General features: G+C 67.2%; 17 protein-coding genes and 1 pseudogene. 4 read left to right on the top strand and 14 right to left on the bottom strand.

What is annotated here, in order from left to right; genetic code table 11:
* The 4 genes and pseudogenes from GPA22_RS05585 to ybgC all read right to left on the bottom strand — a co-directional run.
* Positions 1-196 (bottom strand): annotated as a pseudogene (locus GPA22_RS05585) (energy transducer TonB); the annotation flags it as partial.
* A complete protein-coding gene (gene tolR, locus GPA22_RS05580; RefSeq protein WP_169255100.1) occupies positions 193-603 on the bottom strand; it encodes a protein TolR in 411 nt (136 codons plus the stop codon). The gene tolR and the pseudogene GPA22_RS05585, both read right to left, overlap by 4 nt.
* Before the next feature lie 16 nt (positions 604-619).
* A complete protein-coding gene (gene tolQ / locus GPA22_RS05575) occupies positions 620-1,294 on the bottom strand; it encodes a protein TolQ (RefSeq protein WP_169255099.1) in 675 nt (224 codons plus the stop codon).
* Entirely contained in the window at positions 1,291-1,737 is a 447-nt protein-coding gene (gene ybgC / locus GPA22_RS05570; protein ID WP_281374100.1) for a tol-pal system-associated acyl-CoA thioesterase, read from the bottom strand. Before ybgC ends, tolQ begins: the two co-directional genes overlap by 4 nt.
* Positions 1,738-1,931: 194 nt before the next feature.
* Between ybgC and GPA22_RS05565 the strand changes: the two genes are divergently transcribed.
* The 3 genes from GPA22_RS05565 to hslU are packed head-to-tail and all read left to right on the top strand — an operon-like array spanning position 1,932 to position 5,007.
* Entirely contained in the window at positions 1,932-3,098 is a 1,167-nt protein-coding gene (locus GPA22_RS05565; RefSeq protein ID WP_169255098.1) for an STAS domain-containing protein, read from the top strand.
* Positions 3,099-3,139: 41 nt separating this feature from the next.
* Positions 3,140-3,679 (top strand): ATP-dependent protease subunit HslV, encoded by a 540-nt coding sequence (hslV, locus tag GPA22_RS05560; RefSeq protein WP_121430367.1) that lies wholly within the window; start codon positions 3,140-3,142, stop codon positions 3,677-3,679.
* Entirely contained in the window at positions 3,676-5,007 is a 1,332-nt protein-coding gene (gene hslU / locus GPA22_RS05555; protein WP_169255097.1) for an ATP-dependent protease ATPase subunit HslU, read from the top strand. The genes hslV and hslU overlap by 4 nt, the downstream gene beginning before the upstream one ends.
* A gap of 42 nt (positions 5,008-5,049) precedes the next feature.
* Here the strand turns inward: hslU and GPA22_RS05550 are convergent, their stop codons facing one another.
* The 9 genes from GPA22_RS05550 to GPA22_RS05510 form a co-directional block, all read right to left on the bottom strand.
* On the bottom strand, positions 5,050-5,826 hold the full coding sequence (locus GPA22_RS05550; protein ID WP_169255096.1) for a slipin family protein: 777 nt from the start codon (positions 5,824-5,826) through the stop codon (positions 5,050-5,052).
* Positions 5,823-7,232 (bottom strand): NfeD family protein, encoded by a 1,410-nt coding sequence (locus GPA22_RS05545; RefSeq protein WP_169255095.1) that lies wholly within the window; start codon positions 7,230-7,232, stop codon positions 5,823-5,825. The genes GPA22_RS05550 and GPA22_RS05545 overlap by 4 nt, the downstream gene beginning before the upstream one ends.
* A gap of 199 nt (positions 7,233-7,431) precedes the next feature.
* A complete protein-coding gene (locus GPA22_RS05540) occupies positions 7,432-8,706 on the bottom strand; it encodes a nitronate monooxygenase (protein ID WP_169255094.1) in 1,275 nt (424 codons plus the stop codon).
* 149 nt (positions 8,707-8,855) lie between these two features.
* The gene (gene cysN, locus GPA22_RS05535) at positions 8,856-10,136 is read right to left on the bottom strand and encodes a sulfate adenylyltransferase subunit CysN (RefSeq protein ID WP_169255093.1); all 1,281 of its coding nucleotides are present in this window, start codon (positions 10,134-10,136) and stop codon (positions 8,856-8,858) included.
* Between the two features lie 405 nt (positions 10,137-10,541).
* Complete coding sequence (gene cysD, locus GPA22_RS05530; RefSeq protein ID WP_169255092.1) at positions 10,542-11,477, bottom strand: sulfate adenylyltransferase subunit CysD; 936 nt, start codon at positions 11,475-11,477, stop codon at positions 10,542-10,544.
* A gap of 46 nt (positions 11,478-11,523) precedes the next feature.
* A complete protein-coding gene (locus GPA22_RS05525; RefSeq protein ID WP_169255091.1) occupies positions 11,524-12,294 on the bottom strand; it encodes a phosphoadenylyl-sulfate reductase in 771 nt (256 codons plus the stop codon).
* On the bottom strand, positions 12,291-12,842 hold the full coding sequence (locus GPA22_RS05520) for a DUF934 domain-containing protein (protein ID WP_169255090.1): 552 nt from the start codon (positions 12,840-12,842) through the stop codon (positions 12,291-12,293). The genes GPA22_RS05525 and GPA22_RS05520 overlap by 4 nt, the downstream gene beginning before the upstream one ends.
* Positions 12,835-14,520 carry a nitrite/sulfite reductase gene (locus tag GPA22_RS05515; protein ID WP_169255089.1) on the bottom strand — a complete coding sequence of 562 codons (1,686 nt, stop codon included), beginning with the start codon at positions 14,518-14,520 and terminating at the stop codon, positions 12,835-12,837. Before GPA22_RS05515 ends, GPA22_RS05520 begins: the two co-directional genes overlap by 8 nt.
* Positions 14,521-14,558: 38 nt before the next feature.
* On the bottom strand, positions 14,559-15,338 hold the full coding sequence (locus tag GPA22_RS05510; protein WP_169255088.1) for a sulfite exporter TauE/SafE family protein: 780 nt from the start codon (positions 15,336-15,338) through the stop codon (positions 14,559-14,561).
* Between the two features lie 107 nt (positions 15,339-15,445).
* Between GPA22_RS05510 and cysB the strand changes: the two genes are divergently transcribed.
* Entirely contained in the window at positions 15,446-16,387 is a 942-nt protein-coding gene (gene cysB, locus GPA22_RS05505; protein WP_169255087.1) for an HTH-type transcriptional regulator CysB, read from the top strand.
* An 82-nt stretch (positions 16,388-16,469) separates the two neighbouring features.
* Here the strand turns inward: cysB and GPA22_RS05500 are convergent, their stop codons facing one another.
* Positions 16,470-17,441: an asparaginase gene (locus tag GPA22_RS05500; RefSeq protein ID WP_169255086.1), complete on the bottom strand. Its 972-nt coding sequence runs from the start codon at positions 17,439-17,441 to the stop codon at positions 16,470-16,472.
* Positions 17,442-17,450: the final 9 nt, after the last annotated feature.

Genomic DNA, 17,450 nt, shown 5'->3' with positions numbered 1-17,450 from the left:
GTGGCGGGGGCTCCGGCGCGGGGTGGGCCGACGGTGCGGCGACGAGCTCGACCTCGAGCGACGCGGGCGGACTGCTCTGCCAGCGGATGCCGAACACGAGGAAGGCGATGAGGCCGAGGTGGACGACGACCGTCAGCGCTGCCGATGCCCACTTGCCGGGCTGATCGCGCTGCAGGTCAAGATGCGTGTCTTTCATCGGGTGCTGCTGGTGTTCGTCTGCAGGCCGACTTTCTGGAAGCCCGCCTTGCGGATGCTGTCGAGGGTGTCCATCACGCGCTCGTACGACACCTGTTTGTCCGCGGCGACCAGGATTGGTTGCTGCGGGTTGCGCTGAATGACGCCATGGAGCTCGCGCAGCAGTTCGGTGCTGCTCATCTTCTGTTCGGTCGAGCCGCCCGTGAGCTTGAAGGTCAGGGAGCCATCCTTCTTCACGGAGACGACCATCGCTTCGGCTGGCGGCTGCGGCACCCCGCCCACGGTCGGGAGGTCGACGCTGCCGGTCTGGATCATCGGCGCCGTGACCATGAAGATCACGAGCAGCACCAGCATCACGTCGATGTAGGGGACGACGTTGATCTGGTTCATCAGGCGGCGCTGGCGCATCGGTGCGTCCTCCCGCTCAGCGCAGCTGGCGCTGCAGGATGTTCGAGAACTCTTCCATGAAGCTCTCGAAGCGGATGCTGATGCGGTCGATGTCGTGCGCGAAGCGGTTGTAGGCGACCACGGCGGGGATCGCGGCAAAGAGGCCGATCGCGGTGGCGACCAGCGCCTCGGCGATGCCCGGCGCGACGTTGGCGAGTGTCGCCGAGTGGACGTTCGACAGGCCGCGGAAGGCGTTCATGATCCCCCACACGGTGCCGAAGAGGCCGATGTAGGGCGACACCGAACCGACCGAGGCGAGGAAGGCGAGATGGGCTTCGAGGTCGTCGACTTCGCGCTGGTAGGTTGCCCGCATCGCGCGGCGCGCGCCGTCGATGATCGAAGCCTGGTCGTGGTTCTTGCTGCGCAGCTTGGTGAACTCGCGGTAGCCGGACTCGAAGATGCGCTCCATGCCGCCCGTGTCGTGGCGTGCGGCGGCGGCCGACTGGAACAGCGCGTTGAGGTCGCCGCCGCTCCAGAAGTCGCGCTCGAAGCCGTTGGTCTTGTTGCGGGCGGAGCGGATCTGGAAGGACTTGCGGAAGATCCAGTACCAGGACACGAGCGACAGGCCCGCGAGCAGGGCCATGACGAGCTGGGCCAGCACGCTGGCCTGGCTGATGAGGCTGATGATCGAGAGATCGTTGGTGACGGTCATGCTTGTACGATTTTTTCCAGTTTTGTGCGCATGTCTGCGGGGAGGGGGGTGGGGCGTTTCCGGTCGAGGTCGACGCACGCGATGACGAAACGGCCGCGGAACAGGATCTCGTCGCCGCGCATCACCTTCTGCACGAACACCAGGCTTGCTCCGCGGAGCGTTTCGACCCCCGTCGTGACATGTAACGCATCATCGAGCATTCCGGGTGACAGATAATCGCCATTCACGGAACGAACGACGAAACCCATGCGCTGTTCGGTCAGCAGGGCCTGCTGCTCGAAGCCTGCCGCGCGCAGCCATTCGGTGCGCGCACGCTCGCAGTAGCGCAGGTAGTTGGCGTAGTAGATCACGCCGGCTGCGTCGGTATCCTCGTAATAGACGCGAATCGGCAGCGAAAACACGCTTTCTTCCACGGGGCTCGACGGCGGACGGGGTGTGTGCATCGCAACATTCTAGCCGACGGTACGCCTTCTGTTACATCTGTGCCGCCCGGACTGTATTGCAAAAGGTAAGGTGTCGGTGACCCCGCGGTTTTCCCCGTGCCGGCGCGGATGCGGCGCGAGAAGCGCAAGAGCCGGGTTCGAAAGTGCTATCCTTCCGCAATCCCCACAGCCATTCCGTTCGCACAGGTCGCAACGTGGTTCTTCCATTCTTCGGCAAGAAGCCCGCTCCCGGAACGCCATCGCCCGCCACGCCGACGGCCGCGGCGCCTTCGGCAGAGCCGCCCGAACTGTCCAAGCTGGATTTTTCGGTCGGCGATCCGACGCACGCGCTCGCGCACTGTGCCGGCCAGGTCGAAGTGCAGGAGATGGCGGCCGGCATCGGCCCCGCCTACGAGGAGGCGGCCGTGCTGTACGCCAACGGCAATACGGCGGAGGCCGAGGCGGCGCTCAACGGGGTGCTGGATGCCCAGGCCAGCCACGCGGGCGAGGGGCTGTGGATGATGCTGCTCGATTTGTACCGGCTGACGGGACAGCGCCAGCGCTTCGAGCAGCGGGTGCTGGACTATGCGACGCGCTTCGAGCGGTCGCCGCCGCCGTGGTCGGATCTGTCGAGTGCGCCGGAGCACGTCCGCTCCAATGTGGCGCCGATGGTGAACATGTCGGGCGGCCTGTCGGGCCAGGTGGCGGCGCAGTTCCAGCAGATGGGGATCATCGGCAAGAAGAGCGGCGCGATCCGCATCGATCTGGGGCGCCTGCGCTCGGTCGATGAAACCGGCTGCACGCTGTTCCGCGGGGTGTTGCGCGAGTTTGCTGCCGAGCGGGTGAAAGTGTCGCTGCTGAATTGCGGGCAGCTCGCCGAGATGCTCGCGGGCCAGGTGCGTGCCGGCGAGCCGAGCGGCCGCGACATCTGGCTGCTGCTGCTGGAGATGCTTCAGCACACCGGCGAGCAGGAGCGCTTCGAGGACCTGGCGGTCGATTATGCGATCACCTTCGAGGAGTCCCCGCCCTCGTGGGAGCCGCGCGTCGAACAGGCGGCGTCGTCGACTTCGGTGCAGGAGGTGGCGCTCGATCTGGACGCGCCGCCGAGCAGCGATTTCGTCCTCGACGGGGAAATCACCAGTACGGCGGTCGAGAAGATCCGCAAGCTGGCCGCGCATGCGAGCAGTCTGCAGAACGTCGAAGTCGATTGCGGCCAGTTGCGGCGCATCGACTTCGTCAGCGCCGGGACGCTATTCAATATTCTCGCCACCCTGCAGGCGCAGGGTAAGAAGGTCGTGCTGCGCAACGTCAATGCGATGGTTGCGGCACTGCTGCGGATGATGGGTGTCGATCAGGTTGCGGTGGTGCTGTTGCGCAGCTGAGGCCGCCCCGCGTCCGCCCCTCGGACACAAGGAATATCCACATGGAACAGTATCACGGCACCACGATCCTCTCGGTGCGCCGCGGTAACCGCGTCGCGCTGGGCGGGGACGGCCAGGTCACGCTGGGCAATATCGTGATCAAGGCGACCGCGCGCAAGGTGCGGCCGATCTACCAGGGCAAGATCCTCGCGGGTTTTGCCGGGGGTACGGCCGACGCGTTCACGCTGATCGAGCGCTTCGAGGCGAAACTGGAGAAGCATCAGGGCAACCTGCTGCGCAGCGCGGTGGAGCTGGCGAAGGACTGGCGCACCGACCGCATCCTGCGCCGGCTGGAGGCGATGCTGGCGGTTGCGGACCGCGACAATTCGCTCGTGATCACCGGCAACGGCGACGTGCTGGAGCCCGAGCAGGGCATCGTCGCGATCGGCAGCGGCGGCGCGTACGCACAGTCGGCGGCGCGTGCGCTGCTGGAGAATACCGACCTGCCGCCCGAGGACATCGTGCGCAAATCGCTGCAGATCGCGGGCGACCTGTGCATTTACACGAACCAGAGTCACGTGATCGAGGTGCTCGAGGGATGACCCAGATGACCCCGCCGGAGATCGTCTCCGAACTCGACAAGCACATTGTCGGCCAGAGCAAGGCGAAGAAGGCCGTGGCGATTGCCTTGCGCAACCGCTGGCGGCGTGCGCAGGTCGAGGAGCCGCTGCGCAGCGAGATCACCCCCAAGAACATCCTGATGATCGGGCCGACCGGCGTCGGCAAGACCGAGATCGCGCGGCGCCTGGCGCGCCTGGCGAATGCACCGTTCATCAAGATCGAGGCGACGAAGTTCACCGAAGTCGGCTATGTGGGTCGCGATGTCGAGACGATCATCCGCGACTTGGCGGAGATCGCGATCAAGGACGGGCGCGAGCGCGCAATGAAGACGGTGCGCGACCGGGCGATGGATGCCGCCGAGGACCGCGTGCTCGATGCGCTGCTGCCGGCGGCGCGGCCGGTCGGTTTCGCGGCCGAGCCGGAAGCGCAGGATACGGCGACGCGGCAGAAATTCCGCAAGAAGCTGCGCGAGGGCGAGCTCGACGACAAGGAGATCGAGATCGAGGTCGCCACGCACGCGATGACGGCCGAAATCTTCGCGCCGCCCGGCATGGAGGAGCTGACGCAGCAGATCCAGGGCATGTTCCAGAACCTCGGCGGCGGCAAGAAGAAGCTGCGCAAGATGAAGATCGCCGAAGCGCTGAAGGCGCTCGCGGACGAGGAGGCGGTGCGCCTGATCAACGACGAGGAAGTGAAGGGGGAGGCGATCCGCGCGGTCGAGCAGAACGGCATCGTGTTCCTCGACGAGATCGACAAGATCGCCGCGCGCTCGGACGTGCACGGCGCCGACGTGTCGCGCCAGGGCGTGCAGCGCGACCTGCTGCCGCTGGTCGAGGGCACGACGGTGTCGACCAAATACGGCATGATCAAGACCGATCACATCCTGTTCATCGCCAGTGGCGCCTTTCACCTGTCCAAGCCGAGCGACCTGATCCCCGAGCTGCAGGGGCGCTTCCCGATCCGCGTCGAACTGGAAAGCCTGTCGGTGGACGACTTCGAGCGCATCCTGACGCAGACCGACGCGTGCCTCGTGCGCCAGTACCAGGCGCTGCTTGCGACCGATGGCGTGGCGCTGGAGTTCGTCGATGCGGGCATCCGCCGCCTCGCCGAGATCGCCTTCCAGGTGAACGAGAAGACCGAGAACATCGGTGCGCGCCGCCTGTACACGGTGATGGAGCGGCTGCTCGAGGAGGTGTCCTTCGATGCCGGCAAGAGCGGCCTCGACAAGGTGCTGATCGACGCGGCCTATGTCGATGCCCGGCTCGACGTGCTGGCCCAGCGCGAGGATCTGGCACGCTACGTCCTGTAAGGTGATGGCGCCCGGTTCCGCGCCGGCGCCACGCTTTCTCCCTCATTCGGAGGGTATTTTCCGCGATGCCTCGGCGACGAGCCCCTTCAACAGGTCGACCGGCACCGGGAACACGATCGTCGCGGCCTTGTCGCCGGCGATCTGGGTGAGGGTCTGGAGGTAGCGCAGCTGCATCGCGGCGGGTTCGCGCGCGAGCGTCGCGGCCGCGGCCATCAGGCTCTCCGCCGCCTGTTTCTCGCCTTCGGCATGGATCACCTTGGCGCGCCGCTCGCGCTCGGCCTCGGCCTGGCGGGCGATCGCGCGGATCATGCTTTCGTTGAGGTCGATGTGCTTGATCTCGACATTGGCGACCTTGATGCCCCACGCATCGGTCTGGGCGTCGAGGATCTGCTGCACGTCGAGATTGAGCTTCTCGCGTTCGGCGAGCATCTCGTCGAGCTCGTGCTTGCCCAGCACCGCGCGCAGCGTGGTCTGCGCGAGCTGGCTGGTGGCGACGAGGTAGTTCTCGACCTGGATGATGGCCTTCTGCGGGTCGATGACGCGGAAGAACACGATCGCGTTCACCTTCACCGACACGTTGTCGCGCGAGATCACGTCCTGGCTCGGCACGTCGAGGGTGACGACGCGCAGGTCGACCTTGACCATCTGCTGGATGCCGGGAATCACGATGACGAGGCCCGGTCCCTTGACCCGCCAGAAGCGGCCGAGCATGAAGACGACGCCGCGTTCGTATTCGCGCAGGATCCGCAGCGCGGATGCGACCAGCGCGACGAGGATGATCAGGACCGTGCCCAGCCCGAGATTGAGGTCGAAGATCATGGCGGGCTTCCTCCGGGGCGATGGGGCGGTTCGGGGGGCAGTGGCTCGACGTGCAGGGTGAGGCCGTCGAGTCGGGTAACACGCACGCGGTCGCCCGGCGCGAGCGGCGAGTCGCTCGCCACGCGCCAGGATTCGCCCTGGACGAGGGCCCATGCGCCGTCCGCGGTCACGGTGCTGACCGTCGCGATCGCGCCGCTCAGCTGCTCGCGGCCGCTGACGACGGGCCGGCTCCGGGTGCGGGCGGCGAAGCTGCCGACGGCTCCGATCAGGAGCGCGCTGGTGACCGCGAGGCCGACCAGGAAGGGCAGCGGGATGCCGAAGCCGGGCGCTTCGGTGTCCATGAGGAAGAGGCCGCCGACGACGAAGGCGACGATGCCGCCGACGCCGAGCGCGCCGAAGCTCGGCAGGAAGGCTTCGGCGAGCATCAGGATCGCGCCGAGCGCGACCAGCGCGACGCCGGCCCAGTTTACGGGCAGGAGGTGGAAGGCGTACAGCGCCACCAGCAGGCAGATCGCGCCCGCGACGCCCGGCACGCCGAAGCCCGGGTTGGTGAATTCGAAGAACAGCGCGTAGATGCCGATCATCATCAGCATCAGCGCGAGCTGCGGGTTGGACACGATGGCGAGCACGCGCATGCGCCAGTCGGGTGCGATTTCGGTGATGGCCGCGGCGGCGGTCGCGAGGCGTTGCATGCGTCCGCCGTTGAGTTTCACCTCGCGGCCGTCGAGCTTCGCCATCAGTTCGGGCAGATCGGCGGCGATCACGTCGATGACGCCCGCGGCGAGCGCTTCGTCGGCCGACAGGCTGGCGGCCTCGCGCACCGCGCGTTCGGCGAAGTCACCGCTGCGCCCGCGCAACTGCGCCAGGCTGCGCAGGTAGGCCGCGGCGTCGTTGCGCACCTTTTCCATCATCGCATCGCCGACCGCTGCGGGGCTTTCGGCCGACTTGTCGTCCTTCTTGTCCTTGCGCGGCGTGACGCCGTCGGGTTTGCCGCCCGGCATGCCGATCGCCACCGGCGTCGCCGCGCCGAGGTTGGTGGCGGGGGCCATCGCGGCGATGTGGCTGGCGTACAGGATGTAGGTGCCGGCGCTCGCGGCGCGCGCGCCCTCCGGGCCGACCCAGGTGGCGATGGGGAGCGGTGCGGCGAGGATGTCCTTGATGATGGCGCGCATCGAGGTGTCGAGGCCGCCCGGGGTGTCCATCGCCAGCACCACGAGACCCGCCTGCCGCTTGTGCGCCCGGGCGAGCTCGCGCGCGAAGAAATCCGAGGTCGCCGGTCCGATCACGCCGTCGATGCGCAGCACGACGACCTCGCCACCGGCGGGCGCGGCGGCCGGACGGTTGTGCAGGAGGAAACCGAGGATCAGCAGTGCGAGCGCGAGCAGCGCCCAGATCGTTCTGCGCATACGCATTCCTCGCACCGGAACGCATCCGGCTTGCGGCATGCATGAAGCATCCGATCGTATGAGTGCGGGCGGCCGCAAGCGTTCCCGCGGCGACGTCCGGAGCGTCGGGCAGCCGGATCGGGGGGGGCGGACGCAAGAAGGGCGTGGCCGCGAGTGTCGCGGGCACGCCCTTCGTGTGCTTGCCGGTCAGCCGGCGGGATCAGGCCGGCTTGGCCGGTTCGCAGGTCTCGACCGGCGGCAGCGCGATCTTGTTGTCCTTGCTGTACTGGTAGTCGTGGAAGATGTGCTCGGCGCTGAGGATCTGGTAGCTGCCGTCGGCGCGCCGGTGCGTGGTGTCCTTGAGCCGGTAGGTGTAGTGGCCGCAGGTCCAGCAGTCGAAGTTGCGCATGTGCGTGCACAGGCAGGTCTTGTCCATCACCGACAGCCGCTTTGCGTCGGGGTGCAGTGCGAGTTCGCGGTTGTAGGCGGTGATGTAGGCGCAGTTGCCGTTGCCGTCGAGCAGGTAGCCGTAGGCTTCGCAATTCGGGCGAATGCCGGCGCCGATCGACGGGCTGCTCTTGAGCATGCGCATCGGGTAGCCGGTGGGCGAGGTGTTGTTGACCTCGATGTCGTTTTCGTTGGCGCCGAAGTAGTGCTGCTGCACGTCCGGCGGCAGGCCGCATTCGTGCGACACGGTGAAGCGCGTGGCGACCTGGATCGCGGCGGCGCCGGCTTCGAGGAAGGACACGCCGTCGCTGCCGGTGAAGATGCCGCCGGCCGGGATCAGCGGGATGTCGAGCTTCTCCGCGGCGAGATACTCGCGGATTTCGGCGACGATGGTGTGCAGGTCGTACTGTGCCCAGTCCATGCCGAAACCGAGGTGGCCGCCGGCGAGCGGACCCTCGACGACGACGTAGTCGGGCAGGCGGTTGGTGCGCGCGGACTTGCGCAGGAACAGCACGAGCGCGCGCAGGGAGGAGACGATGATGCCGAGCTTCACGTCGCGGAAGCGCGGGTGGTCCTCGATCAGGCCGAACGAGCCCAGGTGCAGGCCGGCAGCGAGTGTGATGCCGTCGATGCCGGCATCCATCGCGGCACGCAGGCGCACACGCAGCGTCTCCTTGGGGCCGTTCATCGTGAGTTTTTCCATGCAGTTCATGAAGATCAGCCCGTCGCCGCGCTTGCGTTCCATGGTGCGCGTGACGTGCGTCTTCTGGGCTTCCTCGAGCAGGCCGAGGTCGAACTGCACTTCCGACTTGTTGGCGTTGGCGACGTTGTACTTGTACTGCTTGAGCTTGTCGCGCACGTACTTGGTGTCGTAGCGGCGGTCGCTCACCGTCGGGATCATCGCGTCGGAGATGTGGCCAATGCCGCCGAGGCGCGCTGCTTCGAGCGACAGGTCGGACGTCGAGATGTCTACGCCCATCCCGCCAATCATGATCGGTACGTATTCCCTGCTCCCGAACCGCAGGCGGAAATCATCGAGACATTTCATGTGTGTCTTCTATATTGCGTTGCTGTGCCGGCCAGCAGACAAATCGGCAAGGCGCGATTCTCCCACACCCGGGCCTTCAGGGGAAAACATCGCGCCCCGGGCGCCGGGGCGGCGGCCGGGGCCGAATCTCGCTTCAGCGGGCGCGCCGGTCAGCCGATCATGCCGGCACCGACGGTGTTGTTGGTGCTTTCGTCGATGATGATGAAGGCGCCGGTGGCGCGGTTCTCCACGTAAGGGTCGGCAAAGATCGGTTGCGCGAGTTTGAGCGTCAGGCGCGCGATATCGTTCATCGCCAGCGCGCTGGCGGGTTCGCGTTCCAGCGTGTTCACGTTCAGCAGGCACTCGATCTTCGCGACCTTGGCCTTCACTTCGCGCGTGGTGTGGCGCAGCACGTAGGTGCGGGCGGGCGACAGCGGCGTCTCGGACAGCCAGCACAGGGTCGCATCGATCTGCTTCAGTTGTTCGGGCTGTTCGCTGCTCTTGACGATCATGTCGCCGCGCGAGATGTCGATCTCGTCCGCGAGCAGCAGCGTGACCGACTGTTCGTGGATCGCGCGTTCGATGCTGGCGCCGCCGATCTGGATGTCCTTGACGGTGCTGGTGCGTCCCGACGGCAGCACGGTGACGGCGTCGCCGACGGCAACCTCGCCGGATTCGACGCGCCCCATGAAGCCGCGGAAGTCGTGCAGTTCGGGGTTCGCCGAGTCCTGCGGACGGCAGACGAACTGCACCGGGAAGCGGAAGTTCTCGGCCTGTTCGGTGTGGGCGGCGGGGGCCGTTTCGAGGATGTCGAGCAGCGTGGGGCCGTCGTACCAGCCGAGGCGGTCGCCGCGGTCGACGATCATGTCGCCGTTGAGCGCGGACAGCGGAATGAAGCGCACGTCCTTGATGCCGACCTTGTCGGCGAAGGCGAGGTAGTCGGCCTTGATGCGTTCGAAGGTGGCCTGGTCGTAGTCGACGAGGTCCATCTTGTTCACCGCGACGAGAAGATGCGGGATGCCGACCAGGCTCGCGAGGTAGGAGTGGCGGCGGGTCTGCGTGAGGACGCCCTTGCGCGCATCGACGAGGATGATCGCGAGGTTGGCGGTCGAGGCGGCCGTGACCATGTTGCGGGTGTACTGCTCGTGGCCCGGGGCGTCGGCGATGATGTATTTGCGCGTGCCGGTGGAGAAGTAGCGATAGGCGACGTCGATCGTGATGCCCTGTTCGCGCTCGGCCTGCAGGCCGTCGGTGAGCAGCGACAGGTCGACCGCGCTCATGCCGCGCTTGGCCGAGGTCTTCTCGATGGCGTTGAGGGTGTCGGCGAGGATGGTCTTGGTGTCGAACAGCAGGCGGCCGATCAGCGTGCTCTTGCCGTCGTCGACGCTGCCGCAGGTGAGGAAGCGCAGGAGGCCGTGGTCGGTGTCGGGCAGGTTTTCGATGGCGGACATGGTTTTGTTTCCTTCAGATCTTTCGAGAATTCTGGTTGCTGCTGTTCGTTTGGGTTGCCGTGCTGCTAATTCGCCGGCGCCGCGCGGGGTATTCGCTCTGCGGCTGCGGAACTCGCGCAGCGGCGCGCTTCCGCGCCTGCGCTCAGACAGTCCTCGCCGCGCCGCGAACACCCCGCACGTCCCCGGCTACGTTCGGGGTGGGCGAAGGGCCGGGTTCAAGACGCCTTTGCCTTTAACGTTCCATCTGCACACAGCAAGAGCCGGGCGGGGTGTTTGCGGAGCGGCGAGGACTGTCTGAGCAGACAGCGCGGAAGCGCGCTGTACTGCGAGTTCCGCAGCCGACGGAGCAAATTCCCCGCCCGGCTCGCTTAGCGCCCCGCACCTCCGGTTACCCCGACAACGCTCTTAGAAATACCCTTCCTTCTTCCGCTGCTCCATCGACGCTTCAGAGGTCTGGTCGTCCAGACGGGTGGCGCCGCGCTCGGTGATGGTGGTTGTGGCAGTTTCAATCACGATCTTCTCCACGGTGTCGGCGTCCGACTCCACCGGCGCCGTGCAGGAGATGTCGCCGACGGTACGGAAACGCACCTGCAGTTCGACGATTTCCTCCCCGGCCTTGGGCAGGTTGGTCAGTTCGCCGCTCATCAGCGGCACGTTGACCGGAACGATGGCGCCCTGGCGGATGACCACCGAACGCTGATGGGCGAAGTAGATCGACGGCAGTTCGAGCTTCTCGCGCTCGATGTACTGCCACACGTCCATTTCAGTCCAGTTGCTGATGGGGAAGGCGCGAATGTTCTCGCCCTTGTGGCTGCGCGCGTTGTACAGGTTCCACAGCTCGGGGCGCTGGTTCTTCGGGTCCCACTGGCCGAACTCGTCGCGGAAGCTCATGATCCGCTCCTTCGCGCGCGCCTTCTCCTCATCGCGGCGGGCCCCGCCGATGCAGGCGTCGAAACCGAACTCCTCGATCGCCTCGAGCAGCGTCACCGACTGGTGCTTGTTGCGCGACTCGTTCTCGTGCTTCAGCACGACGGTGCCGCGCTTCATGGAGTCTTCCACCGAGCGGACGATCAGCCGCTCGCCCAGTTCGGCTGCGCGCTTGTCGCGGAACTCGACCACTTCCTTGTAGTTGTGGCCGGTGTCGATGTGCATCAGGGGGAAGGGGAACTTGCCCGGGCGGAATGCCTTCTCGGCGATGCGCAGCATGCAGATCGAATCCTTGCCGCCGGAGAACAGCAGCACGGGGTTCGAGCACTGGCCGGCGACCTCGCGCATGATGTGGATCGCCTCGGCTTCGAGCCAGTCGAGGTGGGTCAGGGTTTGACGAGTCAGCGTGGACATCTTGGTTCTCGGTTACTTGTGTTCTCGGTGCGTGTTCGGGCGAATGTCAGCCTTTCTTGACGTGCAGGCCGCATTCCTTGCTCTGCGGGTCCTCCCACCACCAGCGGCCGGCGCGGACGTCCTCGCCGACGGCGATCGCGCGCGTGCAGGGGGCACAGCCGATGCTGGGGTAGAACTGCTCGTGCAGGGCGTTGTAGGGCACCTCGTGCATGCGGATGTAGGCCCACACTTCGGTCTCGGACCAGTCCGACAGCGGATTGAGCTTCACGAGGCCGTTGCCCTGATCGAATTCGCGCGTCGGCAGGCCGCTGCGCGTCGTCGATTGGGCGGCGCGCAGGCCGGTGATCCACGCCTTCTTGCCGGCCAGCGCACGCTGCAGCGGCTCGACCTTGCGCATGTGGCAGCAAGCCTTGCGCAGCTCGACGGATTCGTAGAAGGCGTTGATGCCGTGGCTGCGGACGTAGGTTTCGACTGCATCGGACTTCGGGAAGAAGACCTTCAGCTTCGTGCCGTAGCGCTGCTCGACCTCGCCCATCAGCGTGTAGGTCTCGGCCGGCAGGCGCCCGGTGTCGAGCGAGAAGATCTCGATCGGCTGCCCTTCGCGCAGGATCAGGTCGGTGAGGACCATGTCCTCGGCGCCGAAGCTGTTCGCGAAGGTGATTTCGCCGGCACTGCCGAACTCGGCGACCGCCGCGCGCAGCAGTTCGAGGGCGGCGTCGGTCTTGGCGCCGACGGCGTCGACCAGCGCCGGCGTGAGCTCGGGGCGCGTGGCGGGGTTGGTGGCGGCCGGGCGCAGCAGCGTCACGGCGCTGTTCACGACTTCACCTGCGCCTGGGTCGGACGGGCGACGCGGCGGAACAGCGGCTGCGGGTGGGTGGCCGAGGCCTGGTAGGGCTGCGTGAAGTCGCTGACGTTCGCGACGGCCGCTGCGAGCTGCTCGTCGGTGTAGCGGTCCGCTCGCGGCTGCAGCGCATCGAAGCCGCTGCGCGTCATGTAGTTGAACTGGTCGCGCAGCACGTCGCCGATCGCGCGCAGCTCGCCGGTGTAGCCGTAGCGCGTGCGCAGCAGCGTGGCGGTCGAGTAGCCGCGTCCGTCGGTGAACTTGGGGAAGTTCACCGCGATGACGGCAAGGCGCTTGACGTCGTCGGCGATGTCCTCGGGGCCTTCGCCGGCGTCGAGCCACACGCCCAGTTCGCCGCTCTCGGCGCGGGCCGCGAGTTCGTCGCGGCGGGCCTGCCACACGGCGAGCGGCACGAGCGTGCGCCCGGCGGGCACCGCGACGTCCGCGGGGGCTTCGCCCTCGGCGAGCAGGACGAGCTGCCAGTCGTCCGCGACGACCCGGCCGTTCTTGATCAGCTTAGGCATTCGCCACCTTCCTTTGCGTGTGTTGTTCGCCGCCATAGACCCGCTGCTTGAACGGTTCGATGCCGAGGCGGTGCACCGTGTCGACGAAGCGCTCGTCGGGGTGCCGGTGTTCGATATAGGTTTCGATCAGCTTCTCGACGACGTCGGCCATCTGCGCGCGCGCAAACGACGGGCCGATGACCTTGCCGAGCGCGGTGTCGTTGCCCTGCGTGCCGCCGATCGTGACCTGGTACCACTCCTCGCCGTTCTTATCGACACCGAGGATGCCGATGTGGCCGACGTGGTGGTGGCCGCAGGAGTTCATGCAGCCCGAGATGTTGATGTCGATGTCGCCGATGTCGTACAGGTAGTCGAGATCGTCGAAGCGCTCCTGGATCGCCTGCGCGATCGGGATCGACTTCGCGTTCGCGAGGCTGCAGAAGTCGCCGCCGGGGCAGCAGATGATGTCGGTCAGCAGGCCGATGTTCGGCGTCGCGAGGCCCGCCTTGCTGGCAAGCTGCCACAGCGTATACAGGTCCGACAGCTTCACGTCGGCCAGCACGACGTTCTGCTCGTGGGTCATGCGCGCCTCGCCGAAGCTGAAACGGTCCGCCCAGTCGGCGACGAGGTCCATCTGATCGGCGCTGATGTCGCCCGGCGCGATGCCGGTCTTCTTCAGCGACAGCGTCACGGAGGCGTAGCCCGGCTTCTTGTGGGCGCGCACGTTGCGCTTGACCCACGCGGCGAAGGCGAGGTTTTCGACGATGTGATGATGGTGCGGCTTGTCGTCGGCCGGCAGGTCTTCGTACTGCGGATCGACAAAGTGCGCCGCGACGCGCGCGACTTCGGCTTCCGTGAGGGTGTTCGGGCCGTCCTTCGCATGCGCCCATTCCTCGCGCACCTGCCAGCGGAACTCCTCGACGCCGAGCGCCTTGACGAGGATCTTGATGCGCGCCTTCCAGATGTTGTCGCGCCGGCCGTAGCGGTTATAGACGCGCAGGATCGCTTCGCAATAGGTGATCAGGTGCTGCCACGGCACGAAGCTCTCGATCTCCTCGCCGAGGATCGGCGTGCGGCCCAGGCCGCCGCCGACCAGCACGCGGAAACCGATGTTGCCTGCGGCATCGCGCTTGAAGTCGAGGCCGATGTCGTAGACGCGCAGCACGACGCGGTCTTCGATGGCGCCATTCACGGCGATCTTGAACTTGCGCGGCAGGTAGGCGAATTCGGGGTTGTAGGTCGCCCACTGGCGCAGGAGCTCGGCCCACGGACGCGGATCGACGATCTCGTCGGCTGCGACGCCGGCGAAGGGGTCGGCGGTGATGTTGCGGATGTCGTTGCCCGAGGTCTGGTTCGCGTGCATCTGCACGGTCGCGAGCTCGGCGAGCATGTCGGGGATCACTTCCAGCGGCGACCAGTTGAACTGGACGTTGGTGCGCGTCGTGAAGTGCGCATAGCCGCGGTCGTAGGTGCGCGCGAGGTGCGCGAGCTTGCGCAGCTGGCGGCTGGCGAGATGGCCGTAGGGCACGGAGATGCGGAACATCGGCGCGTGGCGCTGGATGTACAGGCCGTTCTGCAGACGCACCGGACGGAACTCGTCGTCGGTCAGCTCGCCGGCGAGGTGACGCCGCATCTGGTCGCGGAACTGCGCGACGCGTTCGTCGAGAAGCTGCTGGTCGTATTCGTCGTATTGGTACATTGCGTACTCTCTCGTTGAGTCCTTCAAATCCTGCCGTTTCAGTGTCCGATCATCTTCGCGCCGACGAGCACCAGCATCGTCGCGAGCATCGGGCGCAGCACCCGTTCGGGCACCTTCGTCGAAATGTGGCTGCCGATCCAGATGCCCGGCAGCGAGCCGACGATCAGGCTGCCGAGCAGCAGCCAGTCGACGCTGCCCAGCATCCAGTGGCCGATGCCGGCGACCAGCGTCAGCGGCACCGCGTGGGCGATATCCGAGCCGACGATGCGCAGGGCCGACATCCCGGGGTACAGCAGGAACAGCGCGGTCACGCCGAGTGCGCCGGCGCCGACCGAGGAGATCGACACCAGCACGCCCAGGATCGCACCGGTCAGGACCGTGAGGCGGGCCGTGCGCACCGGGTTCGGCTGGCCGCCGAAGCGTCTTGCGGCATAGGCCTGGATCTGCTTGCGGAAGATGAGTGCGACCGCCGTCAGCAACAGCGCGATCCCCAGCGCCACCTTGATGAGGCTGGTGGCGCCGCCGATGCCGCCGGGGGCGAACTTGCCGACCAGCACCAGCGTCAGCGCAGCGGCGGGGATGCTACCGGTGGCGAGGCGTCTTGTCACGGCCCAGTCGACCGTGCCCTTCCTGCCGTGGGCGAGCGTGCCGCCGGCTTTGGTGATCGCGGCGTAGAGCAGGTCGGTGCCGACCGCGACCGAGGGATGGATGCCGAACAGCAGCACGAGCAGAGGCGTCATCAGCGATCCGCCGCCGACGCCGGTCAATCCGACGACGGCGCCGACCGCGAACCCGGCGACTGTGTAGGCAAAGTCCATGAATACGTTCCCCTTGTATGGTGCGGTGCATCGTATGTGGGAGGTTCGGGATCAGAAAGATGGTTTGCGTTAAACTTTAAGAAGTTTTGGTTATATAAGGGGTGGCCATGAACCTCCAGCAGCTGCGCTACATCCACGAAGTCGCGCGTCGCGGGCTGAACGTGTCCGAGGCGGCGGAGGCGCTGTTCACGTCGCAGCCGGGGGTGTCGAAGCAGATCCGGCAGTTCGAGGCGGAGCTGGGGGTCGATATCTTCGTGCGCCACGGCAAGCGCCTGGTCGATGTGACGCAGCCGGGCCGGCAGGTGCTGGCAATCGCCGAGCGCATGCTGCGCGATGCGGACAACCTGCGGCAGGTCGGGGACGAGTTCACGAACGAGGTCGCAGGGGACTTCTCGATCGCGACGACGCACACGCAGGCGCGCTACGTGCTGCCGCGCGTGATCCGCAGCTTCATGCAGCGCTTTCCGCAGGTGAAGCTGTCGCTGCATCAGGGCAGTCCGCGCCAGGTGTGCGACATGGTGATGTCGGGCGAGGCGGACATCGCGATCGCGACCGAGGCGATCGCCGAGTACGACGAGATGGTGATGCTGCCCTGCTACCAGTGGAACCGCTGCGTCGTCGCGGCGCCGCGCCATCCGATCCTGAAGGAGCATCCGCTGACGCTGGAGGCGATCGCGCGCTATCCGGTGATCACCTACGACGACGCCTTCACCGGGCGCAGCCTGATCAACAAGGCTTTCCTCGGGCGTGGGCTGCGGCCGAACGTGGTGCTGACGGCACTCGACTCCGACGTGATCAAGACCTATGTCGCGATGGACCTCGGCATCGGCATCGTCGCGCGCATGGCCTACGATGCGGCGAGCGACAAGGGGCTGGGGATGGCCGATGCCGCGCACCTCTTCGAGTCGAGCACGACGCGCGTGGGGCTGCGGCGCAACGCCTACCTGCGCGGTTATGTGTATGCGTTCATCGAGCTGTTCGCGCCGCACCTGACGCGGCGGATGATCGATGTGTCGCTGGCGGGCGGGGGCGAGGATTACGGGATGTAGCGGCGGTCGTTCGCTGGCGGCTTCGAGGCGTCCCTGGCCCCCGGACGGGGACGCGCCGCGCCGACGTTCCGGGACGTGCCCGTCAGCGGCCGTCGAACAGCCGGTCGAGCGTCGCGGTAGTGCCGGCGGCGAGGGCCAGCGTCAGCGCGACGCGCGCCTGCGACGCGGGGAGTTCGCCGGCGGGGAGGGTGCCGAGCTGGTCGTCGAGCGCCTTGCGGTTCACGGCGCCGAGTCCGACGCGGCTCGCGCGGACGACGGGGATGCCGGTAGCGACGGCGCGTGCGACCGGCGCTTCCCAGGCGGCCGGCAGGCTGCCGTTGCCGGGCAGCGCGAGGACGAGGCCGCGCGCGCCGTTTGCGCGCAGCAGGTCGATGAGTTCGGGCGGGGTGCCGGCGCCGACGTAGAGGACGTCCACGCGCGGCAGTTCGGCGAGATCCGCGGCGAGCGTGACGAGCGGGCCGGGCGTGGCCGGGGGCGGAACGAAGTAGCGCACCGGGTCGTTGCGGCCGATCGCGCCGGCGGTGGCGCCGGCGAAGGCGTCGAGGCGGTGGGTCGCGCCCTTGCGCACGCCGAGCGCGGGAAAGATCGCGTCGCCGAAGCTTACGAGCGTGCCGCGGCCGGCGCTGTCGGGGTGGGCGGCGACGCAGGTGGCGGCGTAGAGGTTCATCGGGCCGTCGGCGGAGAGCGCGGTCGCGGGGCGCATCGCGGCGGTGAGGACGACGGGCTTGGCGCCGGCGAGCGTGAGCTGCAGGAAGGCGGCCGTCTCTTCCAGCGTGTCGGTGCCGTGCGTGACGACGATGCCGTCGATGCTGGCGTCGTCGAGGAGCGCCTGTGCGCGCCGGCCGAGGGTGAGCCAGTGGGCCGGCCCCATGTCCTTGCTGTCGAGGCTGAAGGGCTGCTCGGCGCGCATCTGCGCGACGTCGGCGAGCTGCGGCACGGCCGCGAGCAGGGCATCGGCGCCCAGCGCGCCGGCGGTGTAGCCGCTGGTGTCGGTCGCGGACGCGGCGGCGCCGGCGATGGTGCCGCCGGTGGCGATGAGGGCGAGGGTGGGCATGGCGGCGTC

It is taken from the genome of Aromatoleum toluvorans, assembly GCF_012910905.1.
Lineage (GTDB): Bacteria > Pseudomonadota > Gammaproteobacteria > Burkholderiales > Rhodocyclaceae > Aromatoleum > Aromatoleum toluvorans.
This window is presented reverse-complemented; position numbering and strand designations above follow the sequence as displayed.